Source organism: Dongia rigui, from assembly GCF_034044635.1.
GTDB classification, from domain to species: domain Bacteria; phylum Pseudomonadota; class Alphaproteobacteria; order Dongiales; family Dongiaceae; genus Dongia; species Dongia rigui.
Map to the genome: position 1 here is coordinate 218765 of NZ_JAXCLX010000001.1, position 20093 is coordinate 238857.

Annotated in this window: 20 protein-coding genes and 1 riboswitch; of the genes, 7 read left to right on the plus strand and 13 right to left on the minus strand. The window is 62.0% G+C overall.

Features of this window, described 5'->3' with window-relative positions; all coding sequences use genetic code 11:
* Window positions 1-2 precede the first annotated feature (2 nt).
* Window positions 3-1133, minus strand: coding sequence for a LysM peptidoglycan-binding domain-containing protein (locus tag SMD31_RS01005; protein ID WP_320498719.1), 1131 nt, complete (start codon window positions 1131-1133; stop codon window positions 3-5).
* 280 nt (window positions 1134-1413) lie between these two features.
* On the opposite strand from SMD31_RS01005, the gene SMD31_RS01010 reads away from it, so the two are divergent.
* The 3 genes from SMD31_RS01010 (at window position 1414) to SMD31_RS01020 (ending at window position 3924) form a co-directional block, all read left to right on the plus strand.
* Complete coding sequence (locus SMD31_RS01010) at window positions 1414-1998, plus strand: LOG family protein (protein ID WP_320498720.1); 585 nt, start codon at window positions 1414-1416, stop codon at window positions 1996-1998.
* A 165-nt stretch (window positions 1999-2163) separates the two neighbouring features.
* Window positions 2164-3378: an NADP-dependent isocitrate dehydrogenase gene (locus SMD31_RS01015; RefSeq protein WP_320498721.1), complete on the plus strand. Its 1215-nt coding sequence runs from the start codon at window positions 2164-2166 to the stop codon at window positions 3376-3378.
* A gap of 6 nt (window positions 3379-3384) precedes the next feature.
* Window positions 3385-3924 (plus strand): peptidylprolyl isomerase, encoded by a 540-nt coding sequence (locus SMD31_RS01020; RefSeq protein ID WP_320498723.1) that lies wholly within the window; start codon window positions 3385-3387, stop codon window positions 3922-3924.
* Between the two features lie 60 nt (window positions 3925-3984).
* Here SMD31_RS01020 and tenA read toward each other — a convergent pair whose 3' ends face one another.
* The 7 genes from tenA to alaS form a co-directional block, all read right to left on the minus strand.
* Window positions 3985-4662: a thiaminase II gene (gene tenA, locus SMD31_RS01025; protein WP_320498725.1), complete on the minus strand. Its 678-nt coding sequence runs from the start codon at window positions 4660-4662 to the stop codon at window positions 3985-3987.
* 5 nt (window positions 4663-4667) lie between these two features.
* A complete protein-coding gene (gene thiD / locus SMD31_RS01030; RefSeq protein WP_320498727.1) occupies window positions 4668-5477 on the minus strand; it encodes a bifunctional hydroxymethylpyrimidine kinase/phosphomethylpyrimidine kinase in 810 nt (269 codons plus the stop codon).
* Entirely contained in the window at window positions 5474-6109 is a 636-nt protein-coding gene (gene thiE, locus SMD31_RS01035; RefSeq protein ID WP_320498728.1) for a thiamine phosphate synthase, read from the minus strand. The genes thiD and thiE overlap by 4 nt, the downstream gene beginning before the upstream one ends.
* Window positions 6106-6909, minus strand: coding sequence for a hydroxyethylthiazole kinase (gene thiM / locus SMD31_RS01040; protein ID WP_320498730.1), 804 nt, complete (start codon window positions 6907-6909; stop codon window positions 6106-6108). Before thiM ends, thiE begins: the two co-directional genes overlap by 4 nt.
* Window positions 6910-6976: 67 nt before the next feature.
* Window positions 6977-7079: riboswitch (TPP riboswitch) on the minus strand.
* A gap of 46 nt (window positions 7080-7125) precedes the next feature.
* The gene (locus tag SMD31_RS01045; RefSeq protein ID WP_320498731.1) at window positions 7126-8100 is read right to left on the minus strand and encodes a PrsW family glutamic-type intramembrane protease; all 975 of its coding nucleotides are present in this window, start codon (window positions 8098-8100) and stop codon (window positions 7126-7128) included.
* Window positions 8097-8882: a PrsW family glutamic-type intramembrane protease gene (locus tag SMD31_RS01050; protein WP_320498732.1), complete on the minus strand. Its 786-nt coding sequence runs from the start codon at window positions 8880-8882 to the stop codon at window positions 8097-8099. Before SMD31_RS01050 ends, SMD31_RS01045 begins: the two co-directional genes overlap by 4 nt.
* 37 nt (window positions 8883-8919) lie before the next feature.
* On the minus strand, window positions 8920-11592 hold the full coding sequence (gene alaS, locus SMD31_RS01055; protein WP_320498734.1) for an alanine--tRNA ligase: 2673 nt from the start codon (window positions 11590-11592) through the stop codon (window positions 8920-8922).
* Between the two features lie 254 nt (window positions 11593-11846).
* On the opposite strand from alaS, the gene moaA reads away from it, so the two are divergent.
* Window positions 11847-12839 carry a GTP 3',8-cyclase MoaA gene (gene moaA / locus SMD31_RS01060; protein WP_320500987.1) on the plus strand — a complete coding sequence of 331 codons (993 nt, stop codon included), beginning with the start codon at window positions 11847-11849 and terminating at the stop codon, window positions 12837-12839.
* 23 nt (window positions 12840-12862) lie between these two features.
* Here moaA and SMD31_RS01065 read toward each other — a convergent pair whose 3' ends face one another.
* A complete protein-coding gene (locus SMD31_RS01065) occupies window positions 12863-13351 on the minus strand; it encodes a molybdopterin-guanine dinucleotide biosynthesis protein A (protein ID WP_320498735.1) in 489 nt (162 codons plus the stop codon).
* A gap of 174 nt (window positions 13352-13525) precedes the next feature.
* Between SMD31_RS01065 and SMD31_RS01070 the strand changes: the two genes are divergently transcribed.
* Window positions 13526-14305: an NAD kinase gene (locus SMD31_RS01070; RefSeq protein ID WP_320498736.1), complete on the plus strand. Its 780-nt coding sequence runs from the start codon at window positions 13526-13528 to the stop codon at window positions 14303-14305.
* 35 nt (window positions 14306-14340) lie between these two features.
* Here SMD31_RS01070 and SMD31_RS01075 read toward each other — a convergent pair whose 3' ends face one another.
* Entirely contained in the window at window positions 14341-15210 is an 870-nt protein-coding gene (locus SMD31_RS01075) for an N-formylglutamate amidohydrolase (RefSeq protein WP_320498737.1), read from the minus strand.
* Window positions 15211-15314: 104 nt separating this feature from the next.
* On the opposite strand from SMD31_RS01075, the gene argE reads away from it, so the two are divergent.
* On the plus strand, window positions 15315-16475 hold the full coding sequence (argE, locus tag SMD31_RS01080; protein WP_320498739.1) for an acetylornithine deacetylase: 1161 nt from the start codon (window positions 15315-15317) through the stop codon (window positions 16473-16475).
* Window positions 16476-16611: 136 nt separating this feature from the next.
* Here argE and SMD31_RS01085 read toward each other — a convergent pair whose 3' ends face one another.
* Window positions 16612-16962, minus strand: coding sequence for a hypothetical protein (locus tag SMD31_RS01085; protein WP_320498741.1), 351 nt, complete (start codon window positions 16960-16962; stop codon window positions 16612-16614).
* Between the two features lie 11 nt (window positions 16963-16973).
* On the minus strand, window positions 16974-17918 hold the full coding sequence (locus SMD31_RS01090) for a DMT family transporter (protein ID WP_320498743.1): 945 nt from the start codon (window positions 17916-17918) through the stop codon (window positions 16974-16976).
* A 228-nt stretch (window positions 17919-18146) separates the two neighbouring features.
* Between SMD31_RS01090 and speB the strand changes: the two genes are divergently transcribed.
* The gene (gene speB, locus SMD31_RS01095; protein WP_320498745.1) at window positions 18147-19133 is read left to right on the plus strand and encodes an agmatinase; all 987 of its coding nucleotides are present in this window, start codon (window positions 18147-18149) and stop codon (window positions 19131-19133) included.
* A 9-nt stretch (window positions 19134-19142) separates the two neighbouring features.
* Here speB and SMD31_RS01100 read toward each other — a convergent pair whose 3' ends face one another.
* Window positions 19143-20060: a DMT family transporter gene (locus tag SMD31_RS01100; RefSeq protein ID WP_320498747.1), complete on the minus strand. Its 918-nt coding sequence runs from the start codon at window positions 20058-20060 to the stop codon at window positions 19143-19145.
* Between the last annotated feature and the right edge of the window lie 33 nt (window positions 20061-20093).

Below are 20093 nucleotides of genomic sequence, written 5' to 3' on the forward strand. Positions count from 1 at the left end.
GACTATTGCGGAAGCGTCAGCACCTGGCCCGGATAGATAAGATCCGGATCGCGCACGCGGTCCTTATTGGCCTCGTAAATCACCGAATATTGCAAGCCTTCGCCATAGGTGCGGCGCGCCAGACGCCACAACGAATTGCCGGGCTGCACCACGATCTGCGCATCGCCCGGCGTGAGGGCCGCGAAATCCGGCTGTTCGATCGGCTGCGCGATGCGGGCCGTCACCTTGTTGTTCGCATCGACCTGGTCGACCCGCAGTTCATGCCGCCCGATACTGAGTTTGTCCGCTGGCACGAAACGCCAACGGCCCTGCGGGTCGACCGTTGCCGATCCCATCAGCTTGTCATCGAGATAGAGCGCCACTTTGCTGTCCGCCGCCGCCCGGCCCGCCAGCGCCATGCGGCCTTCCTTGTCGAAATCGACGACGTCGAGCGTCGGCTCGCGCACCGGCCCTTTCGGCAGGTCTGCGGTACTGCCGGTGCTCGGCATGTTGAGAATTTCGCTGGGGCCTTCGCCGCTTTGCGGTACGGACAGGGCCAAGGCACCGGCGGGTGCCGAGACCGCATTGCCGGCGATATCCTTGGCCGGCGCCGGCACCACGACGATGACCATGCGTTCGGATGGTTCCGCCGCGCCGCCCTCGCCTTGCGCCTGCAGGGTGAATTTATGTTCACCCGGCGCGATGGAACTGTTGGGCAGCAGCACCCATTCGCCGCGATCATCCGCCTTGGCGCTGCCGATCACCTTGCCATCGTCCAGCAGCGTCACGCTAGCGCCCGGCTTGGCGCGACCGGCGATGACGGCATCGCCGTTGGGATTGACACGGACGACATCAAAGCTGGGCGCTGTCGGTGCGGCGGCGGCACCTTGCGCGGCGTCATTGGCGACGACGGCCGTACCAGTCGCGGGCGCCGCGGCGCCGGCGGTTTGCGCGCTGGTGCCGACGGGGGACGCGGCGCTGGGTACTGCCTCCGACGTGGCGGCTGGCACCGTGGCCGTGCCATTTTCCGCCACCGGCGGCGTATCATTATCGCCGGAATCGTCGCCTTCCTGCTGGCCGATCGAATAGATCAGGCCGGCGGCAACCACGACCACGGCGGCGCCCGTCACGCCGATCAAAGCCAATCTCGACATTTACCTTCCCCGTTGCACCCTTGTTGCCCGACCCCTCAGGCGTCTTTCCGGGTCCTATTATTGTCAAGCTAATCCCATGTCTGCCCCGCCGCAATCGCCATGCCTCGATCCTGTGCGCCAATGGTCATTGAACTGTCCCGGAAGCCGGTTCATATTGGTGCCTAATGAATAAGCAATCTTCCGCCCTCGGCTTGGGCGATCCGGCTCGAGCCAGTTTTTCCCCCGACATCGCCGCGATCAGCCGCGCATTGTCCCCAAACCACAGGAGCGACCCATCGGAATGACTCCGATTACATCCCTTTGCGTCTATTGCGGGTCATCCCGCGGTGTTAACCCGGCCTTTGTCCCCCTCGCCCGCGATCTCGGCAAGCAAATGGCCGAGCGTAAGATCCGCCTCGTCTATGGCGGCGGCCGCGTCGGCTTGATGGGGGCCTGCGCCGATGGCGTCATGGCCCATGGCGGCGAGGTTGTCGGCATTATTCCGCAACATCTGCAGGACCGGGAGATCGGCCACAGCGGGCTCACCGAGCTCAAGGTGGTCGACAACATGCATACCCGCAAGCGCATGATGTTCGAGCTTTCGGACGCCTTCATCGTCCTGCCCGGCGGGCTCGGCACGCTGGAAGAATTTTTCGAGATCGTCACTTGGCGCCAGCTCGGCATGCACGACAAGCCGATCATCGTGCTCAATGCCGACGGCTATTGGGACGGGCTCGTCGACATGATCGACGGCATCATCGACGACGGATTTGCCCAGGCTTCGTGCCGGCAGTATTTCTCGGTCGTGAACTCAATCGGGCGCCTTTTCGACTTATTGGCGGCCCCGGCTGAAACCCAAGAACCCGACCATCCAGAGCGCATCTGACAGCGGCAATTGGTTTTCACACTAGCTTTCAGGGATTTGGCTGGCCTTGGACTAAGGTATGGCGCCAAATTCCTTCAAATCGCCCCAGCCAGCCACTAGACTGCGCGCGATTTCGCGCCCTCCAGCGCCTTTCCGGCGCATCGTTTGAAGAAGGATTGAGCCCCCATGGCGAAGATTAAGGTCAAGACTCCGGTCGTCGAGCTTGATGGCGACGAGATGACCCGCATCATCTGGTCGTTCATCAAGAACAAGCTGATCCTGCCCTATCTCGACATCGACCTGAAATACTACGACCTTGGCGTCGAGATGCGCGATAAGACCGACGACAAGATCACGATCGAATCCGCCAACGCGATCAAGCAATACGGCGTCGGCGTCAAATGCGCGACCATCACCCCCGATGAGGCGCGCGTCAAAGAATTCAACCTGAAGCAGATGTGGAAGTCGCCCAACGGCACGATCCGCAACATCCTCGACGGCACCGTTTTCCGCCAACCGATCATCTGCAAGAACGTGCCGCGCCTGGTGCCGGGCTGGACGCAGCCGATCGTCGTCGGCCGTCATGCGTTCGGCGACCAGTACCGCGCCACCGACTTCCGGGTGCCCGGCAAAGGCAAGCTCACCATCAAATTCGAACCCGAAGACGGCAGCGCGCCGATCGAGAAGGAAGTGTACCAGTTCCCAGGCGGCGGCGTCGCCATGGCGATGTACAACGTCGATGAATCGATCCGGGGCTTCGCCCGCTCGTCGTTCAACTATGGCCTGACGCTGAAATGGCCGGTCTATCTCTCGACCAAGAACACGATCCTCAAGGCCTATGACGGCCGGTTCAAGGACATCTTCCAGGAAGTCTTCGATACGGAATTCAAGGACCAGTTCGCCAAGGCCGGCATCACCTATGACCACCGCCTGATCGACGACATGGTGGCGTCCGCCTTGAAATGGTCTGGCGGTTTCGTCTGGGCCTGCAAGAACTATGACGGCGACGTGCAGTCCGACACCGTGGCGCAAGGCTTCGGCTCGCTGGGCCTCATGACCTCGGTCTTGCTCTCGCCGGACGGCAAGACGGTTGAAGCGGAGGCGGCCCACGGCACGGTGACACGCCATTACCGCGAGCATCAGAAGGGCAAGGAAACCTCGACCAACCCGATCGCCTCGATCTACGCCTGGACCCGTGGCCTGTGGTATCGCGGCAAGTTCGACGGCACGCCGGAACTGCAGAAGTTCGCCGAGGATCTGGAGAAGGTGTGTGTCGACACGGTCGAGAGCGGCTTCATGACCAAGGACCTCGCTTTGCTCATCAGCCCGGATCAGAAATGGCTGTCGACGACCCAGTTCCTCGACAAACTCGACGAAAACCTCAAGAAGAAGATGGGCTGATCGATCATGTTGAAGCGCATTCTCCTGGTGCTGGCATTCGTCGTGGGCGCCAGCACCCCGGCCCTCGCCCTTGATCCGGAAAACACCCTCTATCTCGACCTCAAGAACGGCCGCGTCGTCATCGAGTTGCTGCCGCAGGTGGCACCGAAGACGGTCGCGCGCATGAAGGAACTGGCGCGCCAGGGCTTCTTCGACGGCACGCCGATCCACCGCGTCATCCCCGGCTTCATGGCCCAGATGGGCGACCCGACGGGGACCGGCACCGGTGGCTCGGGCCAGAACCTGCAGGCCGAGTTCAGTACCCTGCGGCATGAGCGCGGCACGGTGTCGATGGCCCGGGCGGCATCACTCGACAGCGCCGACAGTCAGTTCTTCATCTGCTTCGCACCGGCCCCCTTCCTGGATGGCAAATACACCATCTGGGGCCGCGTCGTTGACGGCATGCAATTCGTCGACCGCATCAAGGCTGGCACGGAAGAGGACAACGGCACCGTCCTGCTGCCGGACCACATCAAGACCGTGAAGGTCGCAGCCGACGTTCAGTAAACGACCGGGCTGGTGGTCAAAAGGGCGATGCGGGCCAGGCTTGCATCGCCCTTTTCATTTCTAGCGCCACGCGGCCGTGGGCCACGCCTCCAGGCGATAGGCCGCGTCCCAGAACATCCATTCGAACTCCACCGATTTGCGAAACAACGCCAGCATGCGCTGGCGCAGTTCAGCATGGGCTTTTTCGGCGGCCGCGTCGGCAGCCGTCTCTGCGGCACGAACCGCAGCCTGAAATTCGTCCGACGCATAAGTTTCAATCCACAGTGCAAAGGGATTGTTCGGGACGCTCTGCTGAGCAATGGCGGTTCCAACCTCGGCATAGACGCTGAAACAGGGCAACAGGGCGGCAAGCAACGTCTCATATGATCCCGTCTGTGCTTCGGCCAGCAGGAAGCTGGTGTAGCCAAGGCAGGTCGGTGATCGCTCCGTCGACTGTGCCACCGCGCGATCGACGCCGAATTTCGACAGGTAGCTGTGCTGCATCTCCTGCTCGAAATGCACGGCCCCGGCTGCATTGGCGGCGAATTGCGCAATCAGTTCTGCATTCGGTGCCTTGGCCGCCAGCGCCGCCAACGCGCGGGCATAATCGGTCAGATAGAGCCCATCCTGGACGAGGTAATGCCGAAAGCGATCCTGTTGCAGCGTTCCCGCGGCGAGATCGCGATTGAAGGGCAGTTCGTGAATCGCTTGCAGCAGTCGCGCATTCTGATTGCGTGCCGTGGTCAAAAAAGACGTCATCAAAGTCATTCCTTGGTTTGCCAAAGCTGATGGAAATGATGCACCGGACCATGCCCATGTCCGACGACCAGCCGGTCGCTGGCCGCGATGGCACCGGTCAGATAGCGCTTGGCAGCGGCGACGGCCGCGGGCAGGTCCGGTGATTGCGGCAGCAGCGCGGCGATCGCCGCCGACAGAGTGCATCCGGTGCCGTGGGTACTTCGGGTCTCGATGCGCGTTGCATCGAAGCGATGCCGATCAAGACCGGTTGCCAGGAGATCGGGACTCTCACCGCCGGTCAGATGCCCACCCTTCAGGAGCAACGCCGTGCCGAAACGGGTACGCCACAGATCGGCGAGCCGCACCATGCCGCGCCAATCCGCCGGCACCGGTTCGTCCAGCAATGTGGCGGCTTCCGGCAGGTTCGGCGTAGCGAGTGTTGCCAAAGGCAGCAACCTGTCCCGCAAACTTTGCACGGCCGCTGTATCCAGCAAATGATGCCCGCTCTTGGCTACCATGACCGGATCAAGCACGATCCATTTTGGGCGCCAGTGCTGTAGGCAGGCAGCCACTTCCCCGACGATGCCGGCATTTGCCAGCATGCCGATCTTCACAGCATCAATGCGCAGATCATCGAACACCGCGTCGATCTGTTGGCGCACGAAAGATGGGGCGACCACCTCGACCCCAACGACGCCACGCGTATTCTGGGCAGTGAGCGCCGTCAGAACGGCGCAACCATAACTGCCCAGCGCCGAGAAGGTCTTGAGATCGGCCTGAATACCGGCACCGCCACTCGGGTCACTGCCAGCAATGGTAAGGACGTTGGCGATCATTGCCATGCCTCCTCGATGCATTGCCGGAGCGACATGGTCGCCTGACGCGGATTCGGAGCACTGCAGATGGCGGAAACCACGGCAACCCCATCGGCACCCGCCGCCATGACACTGCCGGCATTGCTCAAATTGATTCCGCCGATCGCTACGACGGGCAAAGCGATCCGGGAGCGGAGGATGGCGAACTGCTGGAGCCCGAGTGCCGGCGCAGCATCCGTCTTCGACCGGGTGGGAAAGACGGGACCCAAGCCGACGTAGTCGACCAAGACAAGATCGCGTTCGGAGATGTCCTCGGTGCAAGTCACCGAGAGGCCGATGATTTTGTCCTTGCCCAATAGTTGCCGTGCAAACGGCGCCGGCATGTCAGCCTGACCAACGTGGACACCGTCAGCGCCCGCTGCAAGCGCAATATCGATGTGATCATTGATGATGAGCGGTATACCGGCCCGCCGGGTTAGCGCGCGCAAAGCCAAGGCGTCAGTGAGAAATTGACGCAGGTTGGTGCGTGTCCCGCGCAATTGCACCATGCTGGCACCGCCATCGATAGCGGCGGCGACAATCCTTTCGATTCCGCCGGGACGGCAGAATTCCTGGTCGGCGACCAAATAAAGCGACAAGTCGAGCGACGTCATGACAGCCGCATCCCACCGGCGAGATCGCCGGCTTGGATTTGATAGAGGGCGTCGATGAAGGCGGTTTGGAAAGTCCCTGGCGCCTGGGCCTTGGCAAAGGCGGCCTCACCCGCCACGCCCATCGTCACCATTGCCAGCACGGCCGCCCTGAACGGGTCCTTGATGACCGCGAGATAGGCGCCACCGATGGCGCTGGCGGTGCAGCCCATGCCGGTGACACGCGACATGATGGCATGCCCATTGGCGATGCCGACAACGCGGCTGCCATCGGTCACGTAATCCACGGCACCGCTGACGACGACGACAGCCCCACTGTTGCGCGCCAGGAGTTGCGCGGCTTCGACGGCGGCGTCGGACGCGAGTGTGCTGTCGACCCCCTTTCCACCCGCTGCATACCCGGCCAGCGCCGAGATCTCGGAGGCATTGCCGCGAATGATTGCTGGCCGATGGCGCAGCAGGTCAGCAGCCAGGCGCGTGCGATAGCCAAGAGCACCGACAGCAACCGGATCAAGCAACCAGGGCCGCTTGGCCGCATTGGCCGATAGGGTGGCCAGCCGCATCGCCGCGGCCCAATCCGGCGACAACGTGCCGAGATTGACGACCAGTGCACCGGCGATCGCCGCTAACTCGGCTGCCTCCTCCGTGTTCTCGACCATGGCTGGCGAGGCACCAAGCGCCAGAAGCGCGTTGGCCGTCAGATTGGCGACGACAATATTCGTCATGTTATGAATAAGCGGAGCCGAATTGCGGATGGCCGACAAGGCGGCGGCAAAATCGGCTTCGACAGGTGCAGGCGACATCAACGTCTCTCCCTTTCAAAAGCCGAAGGGAGAAACACCAACAGACAAGATGACGTGAACAGCCGCTTGCCGGGCGGTGCAACGATCCCTTCGCTGGCATGATCCAGATCAGGTTCCTCGGGTATAATCTCAGCCCGCTCCGAAAAGAGCAGACACCCCGCGTTACAACGGATCGCAGTCTACGGAAACGACGCGCCCTGTCAAATCACTGCGCTGTCAGCGGCGTGGCGCGCGGAGCAGGGCGAGGGGCAGCTTGTAGGCCTGATCCGGCACTTTACGCGCCATGACGATGCCGAAGGCCGCCGGGAAAGCGGCAATCGTGATCAGCCAGCCGCCTTCAAGGACATCATCGGACATCGCGGAATTGACGCCGATCAGCGCGAGGATAATCGCGCCGGCAATGAGCAGGCGCCCGACCCAGCGCCAAGCCTTGAGCCCGCCTTGCTGCGGTGGGTAAAGGTCGATATCTGGCTGCGCCCGCAGGAAGACTTCGATCATTTCCATGCGCCCGGCCCAGATCGCGGCCATCGCCGACACACCGATCGTCACGGCGTAGAGCGCAAAGAGTTGGCCGCGCAATTGATCCGCATTTGCGAAGACGCCCTTGCGCATGGCCTCAAACGCCATCAACGGAAAATCATAGAATCCGTGGGCGACGATCGGCAGGCCGAGGGCCAGAACGAGGGCCGCCGGGGCCATGATATCCTTGCGCCACCACCAGGCCAGGAAGACACCCATCATCATGCCGTCGATGGTGTGGCCGGGCACCGCCATCGCGCCGCGCATCAGGCCGGTCACGATCCAATCCTTGGCGCTGAGCAGATAGAGGATGTTTTCGAGCAGCGCGAAGCCGAGGCCGGTGAGCGCTGCGCCACAGAAAAGATCGCCGCCAGAATCGCATTGCGGATGACGGCGGATGTAGAACCAGACGATGAGGAACTTCGCGACTTCTTCGGGGATGGCCGCCCCCAGCCAGGCGTCGCGCGCCGCCTCCCAGAGCGGATCCTGCGGGTGGCCGAGACGGCTGAGCAGGACCGAGAAGCCGATGGCGAGTGGCGCCGAGATCATGCCACCGATCACGGCCTTGACGCCGAGGCCAATACCCAGGCGATGCCGGAAATGCGTGAGGAAGAAGGCGACCAAGAACAGCGGTGGAAGGATCGCTGCAAACAGCGTGAGAACCAGCGTCATGCCGCTTTCCGCAGACGGCGCCGCATGACAAAGACGCTGGCAATGGCTGCCAGGATGACGCTGGGGATGGCCACGGCCGCCAGCGCGAAATGCGGCAGCATCTGGTCGATCTCAGTGGGTTCGAGATCCTGGCCACGATCCAGCATGGTGAGAACCGGCACGATCAGGCCCCAATCGACGGCCGTGTGGCCAATGACAGCGGTCAGGAATCCGCCCAGGGCCGCCAGCCAGTTGAACCGGGGACTGTCAGCAAGGCGGGCGAAGAAGATGCCCATCAGGCAACCGAGCGATGCATGCAGGAAGCTTGCTGCCAACGACCGCACGAGCGGGACGATGAGCGGGTTGCCAATCTCGCTGTTGACCATGGTTGTGACCGCGGAGTTGACGCTGTAGCCGATATTCTCAACCGCCGCGAAGGCCAGGCCGCAAAGAACCGGCAGGCGAAATGCCGTGGCACGATCGATCTGCTGATGAAAGACCGAGAAATGGCGCAGCACGAAGAAGGCAGCGAGCACCGCCACCGATTTCACAAACTCTTCCGGCAGGCCGGCCATGGTCAGGCTGATCATAAAGGCGTCACCCAGCCCCGGATCCTGCGGCAGGGTCAATCTGTCCTTGAGGTGAAAGAACAGCAGCAGGGGAACCGGCGACAACGCCCCCAGACCCAACGCCAGCGCCACGACGCGCCATTTGGTGCGTACCGGCAGCAGATACTGCACGACGACGACCCAGCCGGTCGTGATTGCAGCAACGATGGCAATGGCGGCGACGGTATTCACCATGTGATCAGCGTCGCCCCTGGACCATCATCGATCTGCTTCAGGCTGCTTTGACGCGGTCGCGCAGCAGCGCCTCGATGGCACCGACCGCTTCCTGCGCCCGCGCGCCATCGGGTCCGCCGGCCTGGGCCATGTCGGGGCGGCCACCCCCGCCTTGCCCACCGATCGCCATCGAGCCCGCTTTCACCAAATCCACGGCACTGAAGCGGCCAGTGAGATCTTCCGTCACAGCGACGACGATCGAGGCCTTGCCGTCGCTGTTGGCAACGAGTGCCACAACACCGGAGCCGAGCTTTTTCTTGAATTCGTCCGCCATGCTCTTGAGTTCCTTGGCCGGCACGCCGTCCAGCACGCGGCCCGAGAATTTGACCCCGCCGACATCAATGACGTCATTGCCGCCACCGCTGCCGCCCGTCGCAATCGCCTTGCGCGCTTCGGCAAGCTCGCGTTCCAACTTCTTGCGTTCTTCCAGCAGACTGACGATGCGGCTGGGCAGTTCCTGCGGCAGGGCCTTGATTGCCGCCGCGGCTTCGGCGAGCTGCTTCTGCTGGTCGGCCACGAACTTTTCCGCCGCGGCACCTGTCACCGCCTCAATGCGGCGCAAACCGGCGCCGACCGCACCCTCGGACACGATCTTGAGGAAGCCGATATCGCCGGTGCGATGAACATGGGTACCACCGCACAGTTCGGTCGAGAATTCCTTCACTTCCTCGTCGGCGCGACCGCCCATCGAGACGACGCGCACTTCTTCGCCGTATTTCTCGCCGAAGAGCGCCATGGCGCCGGCGGCGATGGCGTCATCAGGTGTCATCAACTTGGTCGCCACATCGGCATTGGCGCGGATGCGGCGGTTCACTTCATGCTCCACCCAAGCCATATCCTCAGCCGACATGCCTTTGCTGTGGGAGAAGTCAAAGCGCAGTCGATCAGGTGCCACCAGCGAACCCTTTTGGGTCACATGATTGCCAAGGCGCCGTCGCAGGGCCTCGTGCAGCAGATGGGTCGCCGAATGATGCGCGCGCAGGCCCGAACGGCGGGCATGGTCGACCTTCATCTCGACCGCGTCACCATTCTTCAGGCTGCCCTTCACAACCTTACCGATATGGACGTGGAGGTCGCCGAGCTTCTTCTGCGTGTCGTGGATCTCGATTTCGGCCCCATTGGCCGAAACGAGCTTCCCGCCGTCGCCCATCTGGCCGCCGGATTCACCGTAGAACGGCGTCTGATTAGTGACGATCGAGACCTCGTCGCCAGCCTTCGCCTCGGTGATTTCCTGGCCGGCCTTGACGATAGTCAGCACCTGGCCTTCGGCCTTTTCAGTCGAATAGCCAAGGAAGTCGGTGGCGCCGAGGCGCTGGCGGATCTCGAACCAGATCTCTTCTGTCGCCGCCTCACCGGAACCTGCCCAGGCCGCGCGGCTGCGCTCGCGCTGCTTCTCAAGCTCGGCATTAAAGCCATCGACATCGACTTCCATTCCCTTGTCACGCAGGATCGATTGCGTGAGGTCGAGCGGGAAGCCGCGGCTGTCTGACAGCGCAAAAGCGACGCTGCCGGAGAGCTTGCCATCCTTGGTCAGGCCACTCTTCGAACTGATGGCGCCTTCGAGCTCCTTGAGGCCGGTATCGAGGGTCTGCTTGAAGCGCGACTCTTCCAGCTTCAGCGTTTCCGTGATCGCCGCTTCAGCGCGGCCGAGTTCCGGATAGGCCTGGCCCATCTCGGTGACCAGGGCCGGCACCAGCTTGAACACCAACGGGTCCTTGCAGCCCAGCAGATGGGCATGCCGCATGGCGCGCCGCATGATCCGGCGCAACACGTAGCCGCGGCCTTCATTCGACGGCATGACGCCGTCGGCAATGAGGAATGCGCTGGAGCGCAGATGGTCGGCGATGACGCGGTGGCTGACATTGTGTGACCCATCAGCCTCGGTGTTCGAGGCATGCGCCGACGCCTCGATGAGCGTCCGCATCAGGTCGATGTCGTAATTGTCATGCTTGCCCTGGAGGACCGCCGCCAGGCGTTCGAGGCCCATGCCGGTGTCGATCGATGGGCGCGGCAGGTTCACGCGCTCGGCCTTCGTCACCTGCTCGAACTGCATGAAGACGAGATTCCAGATCTCGATGAAGCGGTCGCCATCGGCGTCGGCCGAGCCGGGGGGACCACCAGCGATCTTGTCGCCATGGTCATAGAAGATTTCCGAGCAGGGACCGCAGGGGCCGGTATCACCCATGGCCCAGAAATTATCCGAGGTCGGGATGCGGATGATCTTGGAATCCGACAGGCCGGCGATGCGCTTCCACAGGCCGTGCGCCTCGTCATCGTCGATATAGACGGTGACGGTCAGCTTGTCCTTGGGCAAGCCGTATTCCTTGGTGATGAGGTTCCAGGCCAGTTCGATCGCGCGTTCCTTGAAATAGTCGCCGAAGCTGAAATTGCCCAGCATTTCAAAGAAGGTATGGTGCCGCGCGGTATAGCCGACATTCTCCAGATCGTTGTGCTTGCCACCGGCCCGGACGCACTTTTGGGCGGTCGAGGCCCGGACGTAGTCGCGCTTTTCCTGGCCCGTGAAGACGTTCTTGAACTGGACCATGCCCGAATTCACGAACATCAGGGTCGGGTCGTTCCGTGGCACGAGCGGCGACGAGGGCACGATTTCGTGCCCTTCCTTGCGGAAATAGTCGAGGAAAACGCGGCGAATGTCGTTGGCGGTCTGCATCTTCTGGGTCCGAAACTTCTACCTGGTCGATTTAAGGGCCGTTTTGCGGCGCGAAAGGCGATTATTTAGAGTTTTTCCAAGGGAAACAAGGTATTTGACGGCGTCGCGCCCCGCTTTAGAGCAGCCTGCCCGGGTGCCGGACGCATAGCGGCGGCTTGTCTCGAAAACCCTGTTGGATTTGGGGAGGAAATATGGTCCAGGGCGCCTTATATTCACCCGTTATGAACGCCCTGACGCCCACCCCAGCCCAGCCCATGGTCGACCCGTTCGGCCGGCGCATCAGCTATTTGCGCGTGTCGGTGACCGATCGCTGCGACTTCCGCTGTGTCTATTGCATGGCCGAGGACATGACCTTCCTGCCCAAGGCGGAGGTCCTGAGCCTCGAGGAACTCGACCGGCTGTGCAGCGCCTTTGTCGGCGTCGGCGTCAAGAAGCTGCGCCTGACCGGCGGCGAGCCGCTGGTCCGCAAGGGCATCATGCAGCTTATCCGCAACCTGTCGCGGCACCTGCAGACCGGGGCGCTAGATGAACTGACGCTGACCACCAACGGCAGCCAGCTTGGGAAATACGCCGAGGAGCTCGCCGATTGCGGGGTGAAGCGCATTAATGTCTCGATCGACTCCCTTGATCCGGAAAAATTCACGCGGATCACGCGCTGGGGCAAGCTGGAGCCGGTGCTCGACGGCATCGCCGCGGCAAAGGCCGCCGGCATCCGCGTCAAGCTCAATACTGTGGCCCTCAAAGGCGTGAATGACGACGAGTTCTATCGGCTGGTCGAATGGTGCGGCGAGAATGGCCATGACATCACCTTCATCGAGGTGATGCCGATGGGCGATATCGGCGGTGAAAACCGGGTCGACCAGTTCTATCCGATCTCACTGCTGCGCAGCCATCTCGGCAAACGCTGGACATTGAAGGATAGCGGGCATTACAGCGGCGGACCGGCCCGTTATGTGACACTGGAAGAGACCGGGCAGCGGGTCGGGTTCATTACGCCCCTCACCCACAATTTCTGCGAAGCCTGCAACCGCGTGCGCCTTACCTGCACCGGCACACTTTATATGTGTCTGGGCCAGGACGATGCCGCGGATCTGCGGGCACCTTTGCGCGCAAGCGAATCAGACGAGGCTTTGCTGGCGGCGATCCGCGAAGCCATCCGCCGCAAGCCCAAGGGACACGACTTCATCATCGACCGCGACCATCAAGGGCCGGCGGTCGAGCGTCACATGAGTGTCACGGGTGGTTGAGGATCGGGGCGGCTGCCCCACGGTCAGTCGATGATGACCTGGTGGCAGAACTTCTTGCCATCGGAAATGGTCACCTGGGTGAACCCCAATAACTTCAAGAGATCGAAAAAGGTAGCCTCTTCCGGCTGCGTATTTTTCTGGAAGAACGGTGTCGAGCGGGCGACGAGCGTCAGACTGGCGAACAGGGCCCGTGCCCGATAGATCGTGTCGAGCGAGCCGTCATGGAGGCCGGTGATGATCAGCTTCTGCCCCTCATCGCCCTTGGCAAAGAGGGCGTAATCGGGCGCGTATTGACCAGAGACGAGCTGCCGAGCCATGCCGATGACGAAGCCCAGGCGCCGGATCTTGTCGCTGTCTTCCAGGGTGACGACACGGCTGCTGTAATGCTCGACGGTCTGTGGTGTCGGGTAATAGTAGCCTTCGTGGTGGTCACCGGCCTCATCCTCGCCGGTGACGGTCAGGGCGACGCTTTCCTGGGCCGAGGCCCGCATGGGCGGTCCGAAAACACCCATCGCCAGTCCCAAACCGAGCGCTACAGCCCAAATCCCACGACGCATAAAAGCCCCCAATGCCCCACGTTTCTGCCGGCTAGACTGCAATGCGCCCTGGCTTTTGACAAGGGCAGCTTTGGCAAGCGCCGTTGCCCCCGCTATACTGCGCCCGCCCTCCTCCGGAGCCAGAATCCATTGAACACCGTCAACTCCACGCCCAGCATCGCCTTTTTCGCCGCCGAATCGCCCGATGCGAGGGCCGCCTTCGCGGAGCTCACCGGCCGCTATGGTGCCGGCGATATCGCCCATGCCGACGTCATCGTCGTGTTGGGGGGTGACGGCACGATGCTGCGCGCCCTGCACGGCTCCATGAACCGCAAGGTCCGCATTTTCGGCATGAATTGCGGCACGGTCGGCTTCCTGATGAACCGATACGACACGGCAGGCCTGGTCGAACGTGTCAAACGGGCGGAACAGGTCATCCTCCACCCCCTGCAGCTCACCGCCAAGACCGGCGACGGGCAGGAGCACCGACTGGTCGCCATCAACGAAATCTCGCTGCTGCGCGAAACCGCGCAGGCCGCCAAGATCAGCATCGAGATCGATGGCCGCGAGCGGATGAGCGAACTGGTCTGCGACGGCGTCCTGGTGGCGACGCCCGCCGGCAGCACCGCCTATAACCTGTCCGCGCACGGGCCTATTCTGCCCCTCGCCTCGGGCGTCTTGGCCTTGACGCCGATCAGTGCATTTCGCCCGCGGCGCTGGCGCGGCGCCATCTTGCCGCAAAAGGCGAAGCTGCGCTTCATCATCCGCGAGGCCGACCGCAGGCCCGTGAGTGCCACCGCTGATTTCAACGAGATCCGCGAGGTGACCGAGGTCACTGTTTGCCAGGATCCCAGCACGGCCCTAACGCTGTTGTTCGACCCGGAACATCACCTGGAAGAGCGCATCCTGCAGGAACAGTTCCAGGCGTAGTGATCATCCTCTCGTCATTGCCGGGCATGACGATGTTATTTTGCGCCAATCTGTTCCTTCGCGAAGGTGCACACATCCGAGATCAGTCGATCGATATTGGCTTTCAGCGCGGCAAAGCCATCGTGCTTTTCGATGCGATCCTCGTCCATGTATAGGCCGCGGTTGACTTCGATCTGCAGCGAGTGGCTGCCGGAAAGCGGCCGACCGAAGCGTGCTACCAGTTCAGCACCCTTGAAGGGATGATTGATCTGCACTGAATAGCCCATGGCACGCAGGCGCTCAGCGACGAACTCGGTGAAGGCCGGATCGCAGCTTTCCCCTTCGCGGTCGCCCAGCACGAAATCGTCGCGCGGGATCGGCTTTCCCTGATGCCGGCCCGTCGTGCGCATCGAATGGCAGTTTACGTGCCAGACAGAACCGTATGCACCCAGCCGCTCCTCGATCATCGACGCCAATTCATCATGGTAAGGCCGATGGTAGCTTTCGATCCGCGCCATGATCTCATCCACCGTCAGCGGGCGGTCATAGATGTGAACGCGGCCCTTGATCAGGCGGCGGATCAGGCCCAGCCCCATCTCCGCCTTTTCGCTGGCCCGGACCGGTCGCGGCCAGGGCTCGGCCAGCATATCGGTGTCGATTTCGTCTTCGTGACGGTTGGGATCGATATAGGCCCGGGGGAACAGGGCTTTCAGAAAGGCGGCGCCAGCGGCTGGGGCATCGGCGTAAAGGTCGTCAACGAAAGCATCCTCGGCACGTCGCAGCATGTCGCGGGGAACGACATGGCCGAAATCCCCGGGATAGTCGTATCCGCTATGGGGTGAATCGAACACCACCGGCGCCAGCGCCACGCCCGGTGCCGGCTCGTAATGCACCAAAACACCCGGCAGATAAGTCTTTCGCTGCATGCGCCCCGGCTCTGCCATTCCGTCATCTTGCCATTCTGCTGCACCCCGGTATGCTTTCCCGCATCGCTCGTCAATAGCACGCCTTGTCAACACGGAGTTCCATCTTGGCGCCACGTCCGCAAAGTCTCGATCTCATTCGCCGTCTGATCGCCTTCGATACGACCAGCCGTAATTCCAATCTGGAATTGATCGATTTCCTGCGCAATTACCTAGACGGCTTCGGCATCAAGAGCGAACTCATCCATGACGTGACCGGCAAGAAGGCCAACCTCTATGCCACGATCGGTCCGGATGACCGCGCCGGCTACGCGCTGTCCGGCCATACGGATGTGGTGCCCATCGACGGCCAGGATTGGTCGAGCGACCCCTGGACCGTCAAGGAAGATGGCGACAAGCTTTACGGCCGCGGCACCAGCGACATGAAGGGCTTCCTCGGTGTCGTCCTCAACGCTGTGCCGGAACTGGCCAAGCGCAAACTGACGACGCCGGTGCATCTGCTTTTCTCTTACGACGAGGAAGTGGGCTGCTTGGGCGTCCGACGCGCATTGGAAGTCCTCAAGGATCGCCCGATCAAGCCCAAGGGTTGCGTCATTGGTGAGCCGACCTTGATGAAGGTCGCCATCGCGCATAAGGGCAAGAAGAGCCTGCGCTGCCATGTCCATGGCTTGGAGTGCCATTCCTCGCTGGCGCCGAAGGGCGTCAACGCGGTGGAGTACGCCGCCGAAGTCATCGGCTATCTGAAGCGCATGGGGCGCCGTTTTGCTGCGGAAGGCCCATACGACCACGATTACGACGTGCCACATACCACCGTGCATACAGGCGTGGTGAAGGGCGGCACGGCCCTTAACATCGTACCCAAGGATTGCAGCTTCGATTTCGAATTCCGCTACCTGCCGGTGCAGAAGCCGGACGATCTGGTCGCCGAGGTGAAACGCTTCGCCGAGGAAGAATTGGCCAGGGAAATGAAGGCGATCAATGGCGAGACCGGTTTCTCGTGGGAGCCGATCTCCGCTTTCCCCGGCCTGGACACGGCGGAAGATGCCGAGATCACCGTCATCGCCAAAGCGCTCACCAAGGCCAACGACACGATCAAGATCGCCTTTGGCACCGAAGGCGGCCTCATTCAGCAAATCGATATTCCGACCGTCATCTGTGGCCCCGGCTCGATCGAGCAGGCCCACAAGCCCAATGAATGGGTGATGATCGAGCAAATCGCGCAATGCGAAGCGTTCCTGGAACGGTTCGTGGCGAGAGTGAGCGCGTAACCCCCTCTCCCCGGCCCTCCCCCACCGCCGACGCATGTCGGCCTTCGCCGACTGTGGGGGGAGGGAGCCGTTCGCCACAACAACCTCGCCCGAATCCCCTCTCCCCTACGTGGGAGAGGGTTAGGGAGAGGGGGCGTTACAGATTGTGCTTCTTGCGCCAATCCACCGGATAGAGCGCGTAGCAGACGATGGCCTTATCGCCCTCATAGGTGATCGGGGTCTTTTCGGGCAGCCAGATGACATCGCCGGGGCCTGCCTCGATGACGCCGCCCGGATGCTTGAGGCGGAACCAGCCTTCGATGACGATGATCATCTCATCATAGAGAACGGTCCAGTCGATCGAGCAGCCGTCGAACTTGGCGATGCCGACGCCCATGGTGCTAGACAGATCGGGGCCGACAAGACGGCTGATCTCCGCCGTGCCGGGAGGACCGCCGTAAGCCTCGAACTTCATGTCCGAGCGTTTGTAATGCGTGACTTTCCCCATTTGTCTCTCTCCTAGCTGAGATGCGCTGAGTTCAATGCCGGATCGGTCTTCTTAGCCTTCAGCATCTGCAATTCCGACATCAGGATGCCAGCGATCACGAGCACGCCGCCGATGATCTGCATCAGTGTCGGTTTGGTGCCGGAGAGCGCGAAGATGCTGATCGAGACCACCGGCACAAGGTTGAGATAAAGGCTGGCCACAACGACCCCGGTGCGCTTCACGCCGAAGTTCCACAGATAAACACCGAAGGCAACGAGCACGACGGTCATCCAGGCAAAGACTAGCCAATCGGTCGCGTTGTCCGGCATGGCGGGTGGAAAATGCGCCGCGCCCAAAACTGCCGCTATCGTGAAAATGACGGCAAGGCCAACGCCGCCGGTGGTCATTGTCACGGTGGTGATGCGCAGCTGCGACCAGCCGCGACACCATTTCTGCGCGGCAGTCGAGTACCAGGACCAGCAGGCGAAGGCGATCACCATCAAGATCTCGCCACCACGAAAATCGAACATATCGCCACCGTCCAAATGCACCGTCGCCAGCGCACTACCCAGGATGGCGAGTGCAATGGCCGGCAACATGCGCCGATCGACCGGTACCTTGAAGACGATGCGATCGACCACCGCCGCAATGGCCGGCGAGGTCGCACTGAGAATTGCCGCCGTGATCGGATTGCAGTGAAAGACACCTGTCGTATAGAGCGCCGCATAGCAACCGATGCCGATGATGCCGAGCGGCCAGATCCGCCAGTCACCACCCGAGCCGGCGGTCACCGCGCTCGGTTGCCGCCGCTCCAGCAAGGCCAGCGCCGCCCACATGACCGGCAAGGCGCCGATATAGCGAAAGGCGGCCAGAAAGAACGGGTCCCAACGCTGCAGTAGATGCGCAACGGTTGGCACCATGGTGCCCCAGAGAAGGGCCAGCAGAGCCAAGCCGAAATAGCCGATCCATTTGGCCATGATTTGGTAACAATCCGAGTCGTTACTGGAGAGCGCTATCGAAATCATGGCTCGACACTGTGTCAAAGCTTGCTTAAGGTCGTCACGCTCAAGAGGATAAACGACCTTTCCTTGAGTTTGACGACCCCTGGGGGAGACCCCCAGCAATCCGAAATCGAGACCTCAATCGATCCCAGGTGACCTTTAGGGGAGATCCCTAAGTGACGAAACCCAGGAAGAGTTTTTCCAATGCATGACGAAGATGCTGCTGACGACGCCGACATCAAAATCGACGGCGCCATTTCCCGTAAAAGCCCTTATGGACTTGCCCTCGAGCCGACCTTTGCCGGCGTCCTGTCCTTCATGCGGCGCAATTACAGCAAGAATCTGAAAGGCGCCGACCTGGTCATCAGCGGCGTGCCGCTTGACCTTGCGGTCACCCACCGCCCCGGCGCACGGCTTGGGCCACAGGGCATTCGCCTTGCCTCGGCGGAAGTGGCGAGCCTCAAGCCATACCCTTGGGGCTTCGATCCGTTCGAGAAGATGGCGGTCATCGACTATGGCGATTGTTATCTCGACGTCCACAACCCAATGACGATTCATGACGCCATCGTCGACCACGCACGCCATATCCTGAAATCAGGCGCGCGCATGCTGACCCTCGGCGGCGACCACTACATCACCTATCCGCTGCTGCAGGCGCATGTCGAGAAGTTCGGCAAGCCCTTGTCCCTCATTCATTTCGACGCGCATTGCGACACCTGGGCTGACGATGAACCGAAATCGCTCAATCACGGCTCGATGTTCTACAAGGCGGTCAAGGATGGTCTGATCGACCCTGAGCATTCGGTGCAGATCGGCATCCGTACCTGGAACGACGACTTCATGGGCATCAACATTCTGGACGCGCCGTGGGTACACCGCCACGGGACTGATGCGGTCATCAAGGAAGTGAACCGCATTGTCGGCGACCGGCCGGCCTATTTCACCTTCGATATCGACTGCCTCGACCCCGCCTTCGCGCCAGGCACCGGCACGCCGGTTTCAGGCGGCCTGTCGGCAGCACAGGGCCTTGCCATCGTGCGTGGTTTCACCGAGCTCAATTTGGTGGGCATGGATGTCGTCGAAGTGGCCCCGGCCTATGACCAGAGCCAGATCACGGCACTGGCGGCCGCACACATCGCCTGCGATCTCATCTGCCTGATGGCCAAGCGCAAGGCCGACGGCAAGCTTTGACGAGAGACGTCATCCTGCGGGCTTGCCGGCCCGCAGGATGCGCCATTCCGAATAGACGATCCCGACCAGCACCAATGCCCCGCCGATGAGTTGCAGCAGTGTCGGTTGCGCACCTTGCAGCACGACCAGGATGGCGATTGCCACCAACGGGGTGAGATTGATGTAGAGCGACGCGGTCACCACGCCGACCGCGCGCACGCCAGCGTTCCACAGAACGACCCCAAGAACCATCACCGTCACGATGTACCAAAGCAGGCTGAAGCCTTCGATCGCTCGCGCCGGCACGGCAGGCGGGAAGGCCACATAGCCGGTGGCGCCCAGCACAAGATAAAGCAGGGTCATGGCAATACCGGACGTCGCCATGGTGACGAAGGTGATGCGCACCTGGGACCAATCCCGGCACCAGCGCTGGGCCACGGTCGAATACCAGGCCCAGCAGATCGTTGAGAGAAGGATGAGGAGTTCGCCACCACCGAAGGCGATCCCATTCCCGCCACTGCCCGGGCTGACGGAAGCCAGCGCGCAACCGATGGCGCTGGCGATGAGGCCCGGCACCATCAGCCGGTTGAACGGCAGGCCGAAGAAGACCCGATCGGTGACGGCCGCCACGGCCGGTGCGGTTGCCGTGACGATGGCGGCGAGGATGGGGTCGCTGAACTGAACGCCCAGCGTGTAGAAGACCGCAAAGCCGCCATTCCCAAGCACGCCGAAGGTCCATTGTTTCCAGCGCGGAACCGCGGACGGTGCTGGCCGCCCCCGGTCGGTGACCTGCATCATCAGCCAAAGCAGGGGCGCTGCCCCCAAGGAACGGGCGGCGACCAGGAAATAGGGATCCCAGCGTTCCAACTGATATTTGGTGAGCGGGATCATGCCGCCCCAGAACAGGGCTGCCAAAAGCAACCCCGCAACCCCGACCCAGCGCCCCATGATTCCCCCGAATATGCCCCTTATCGCCCGCCT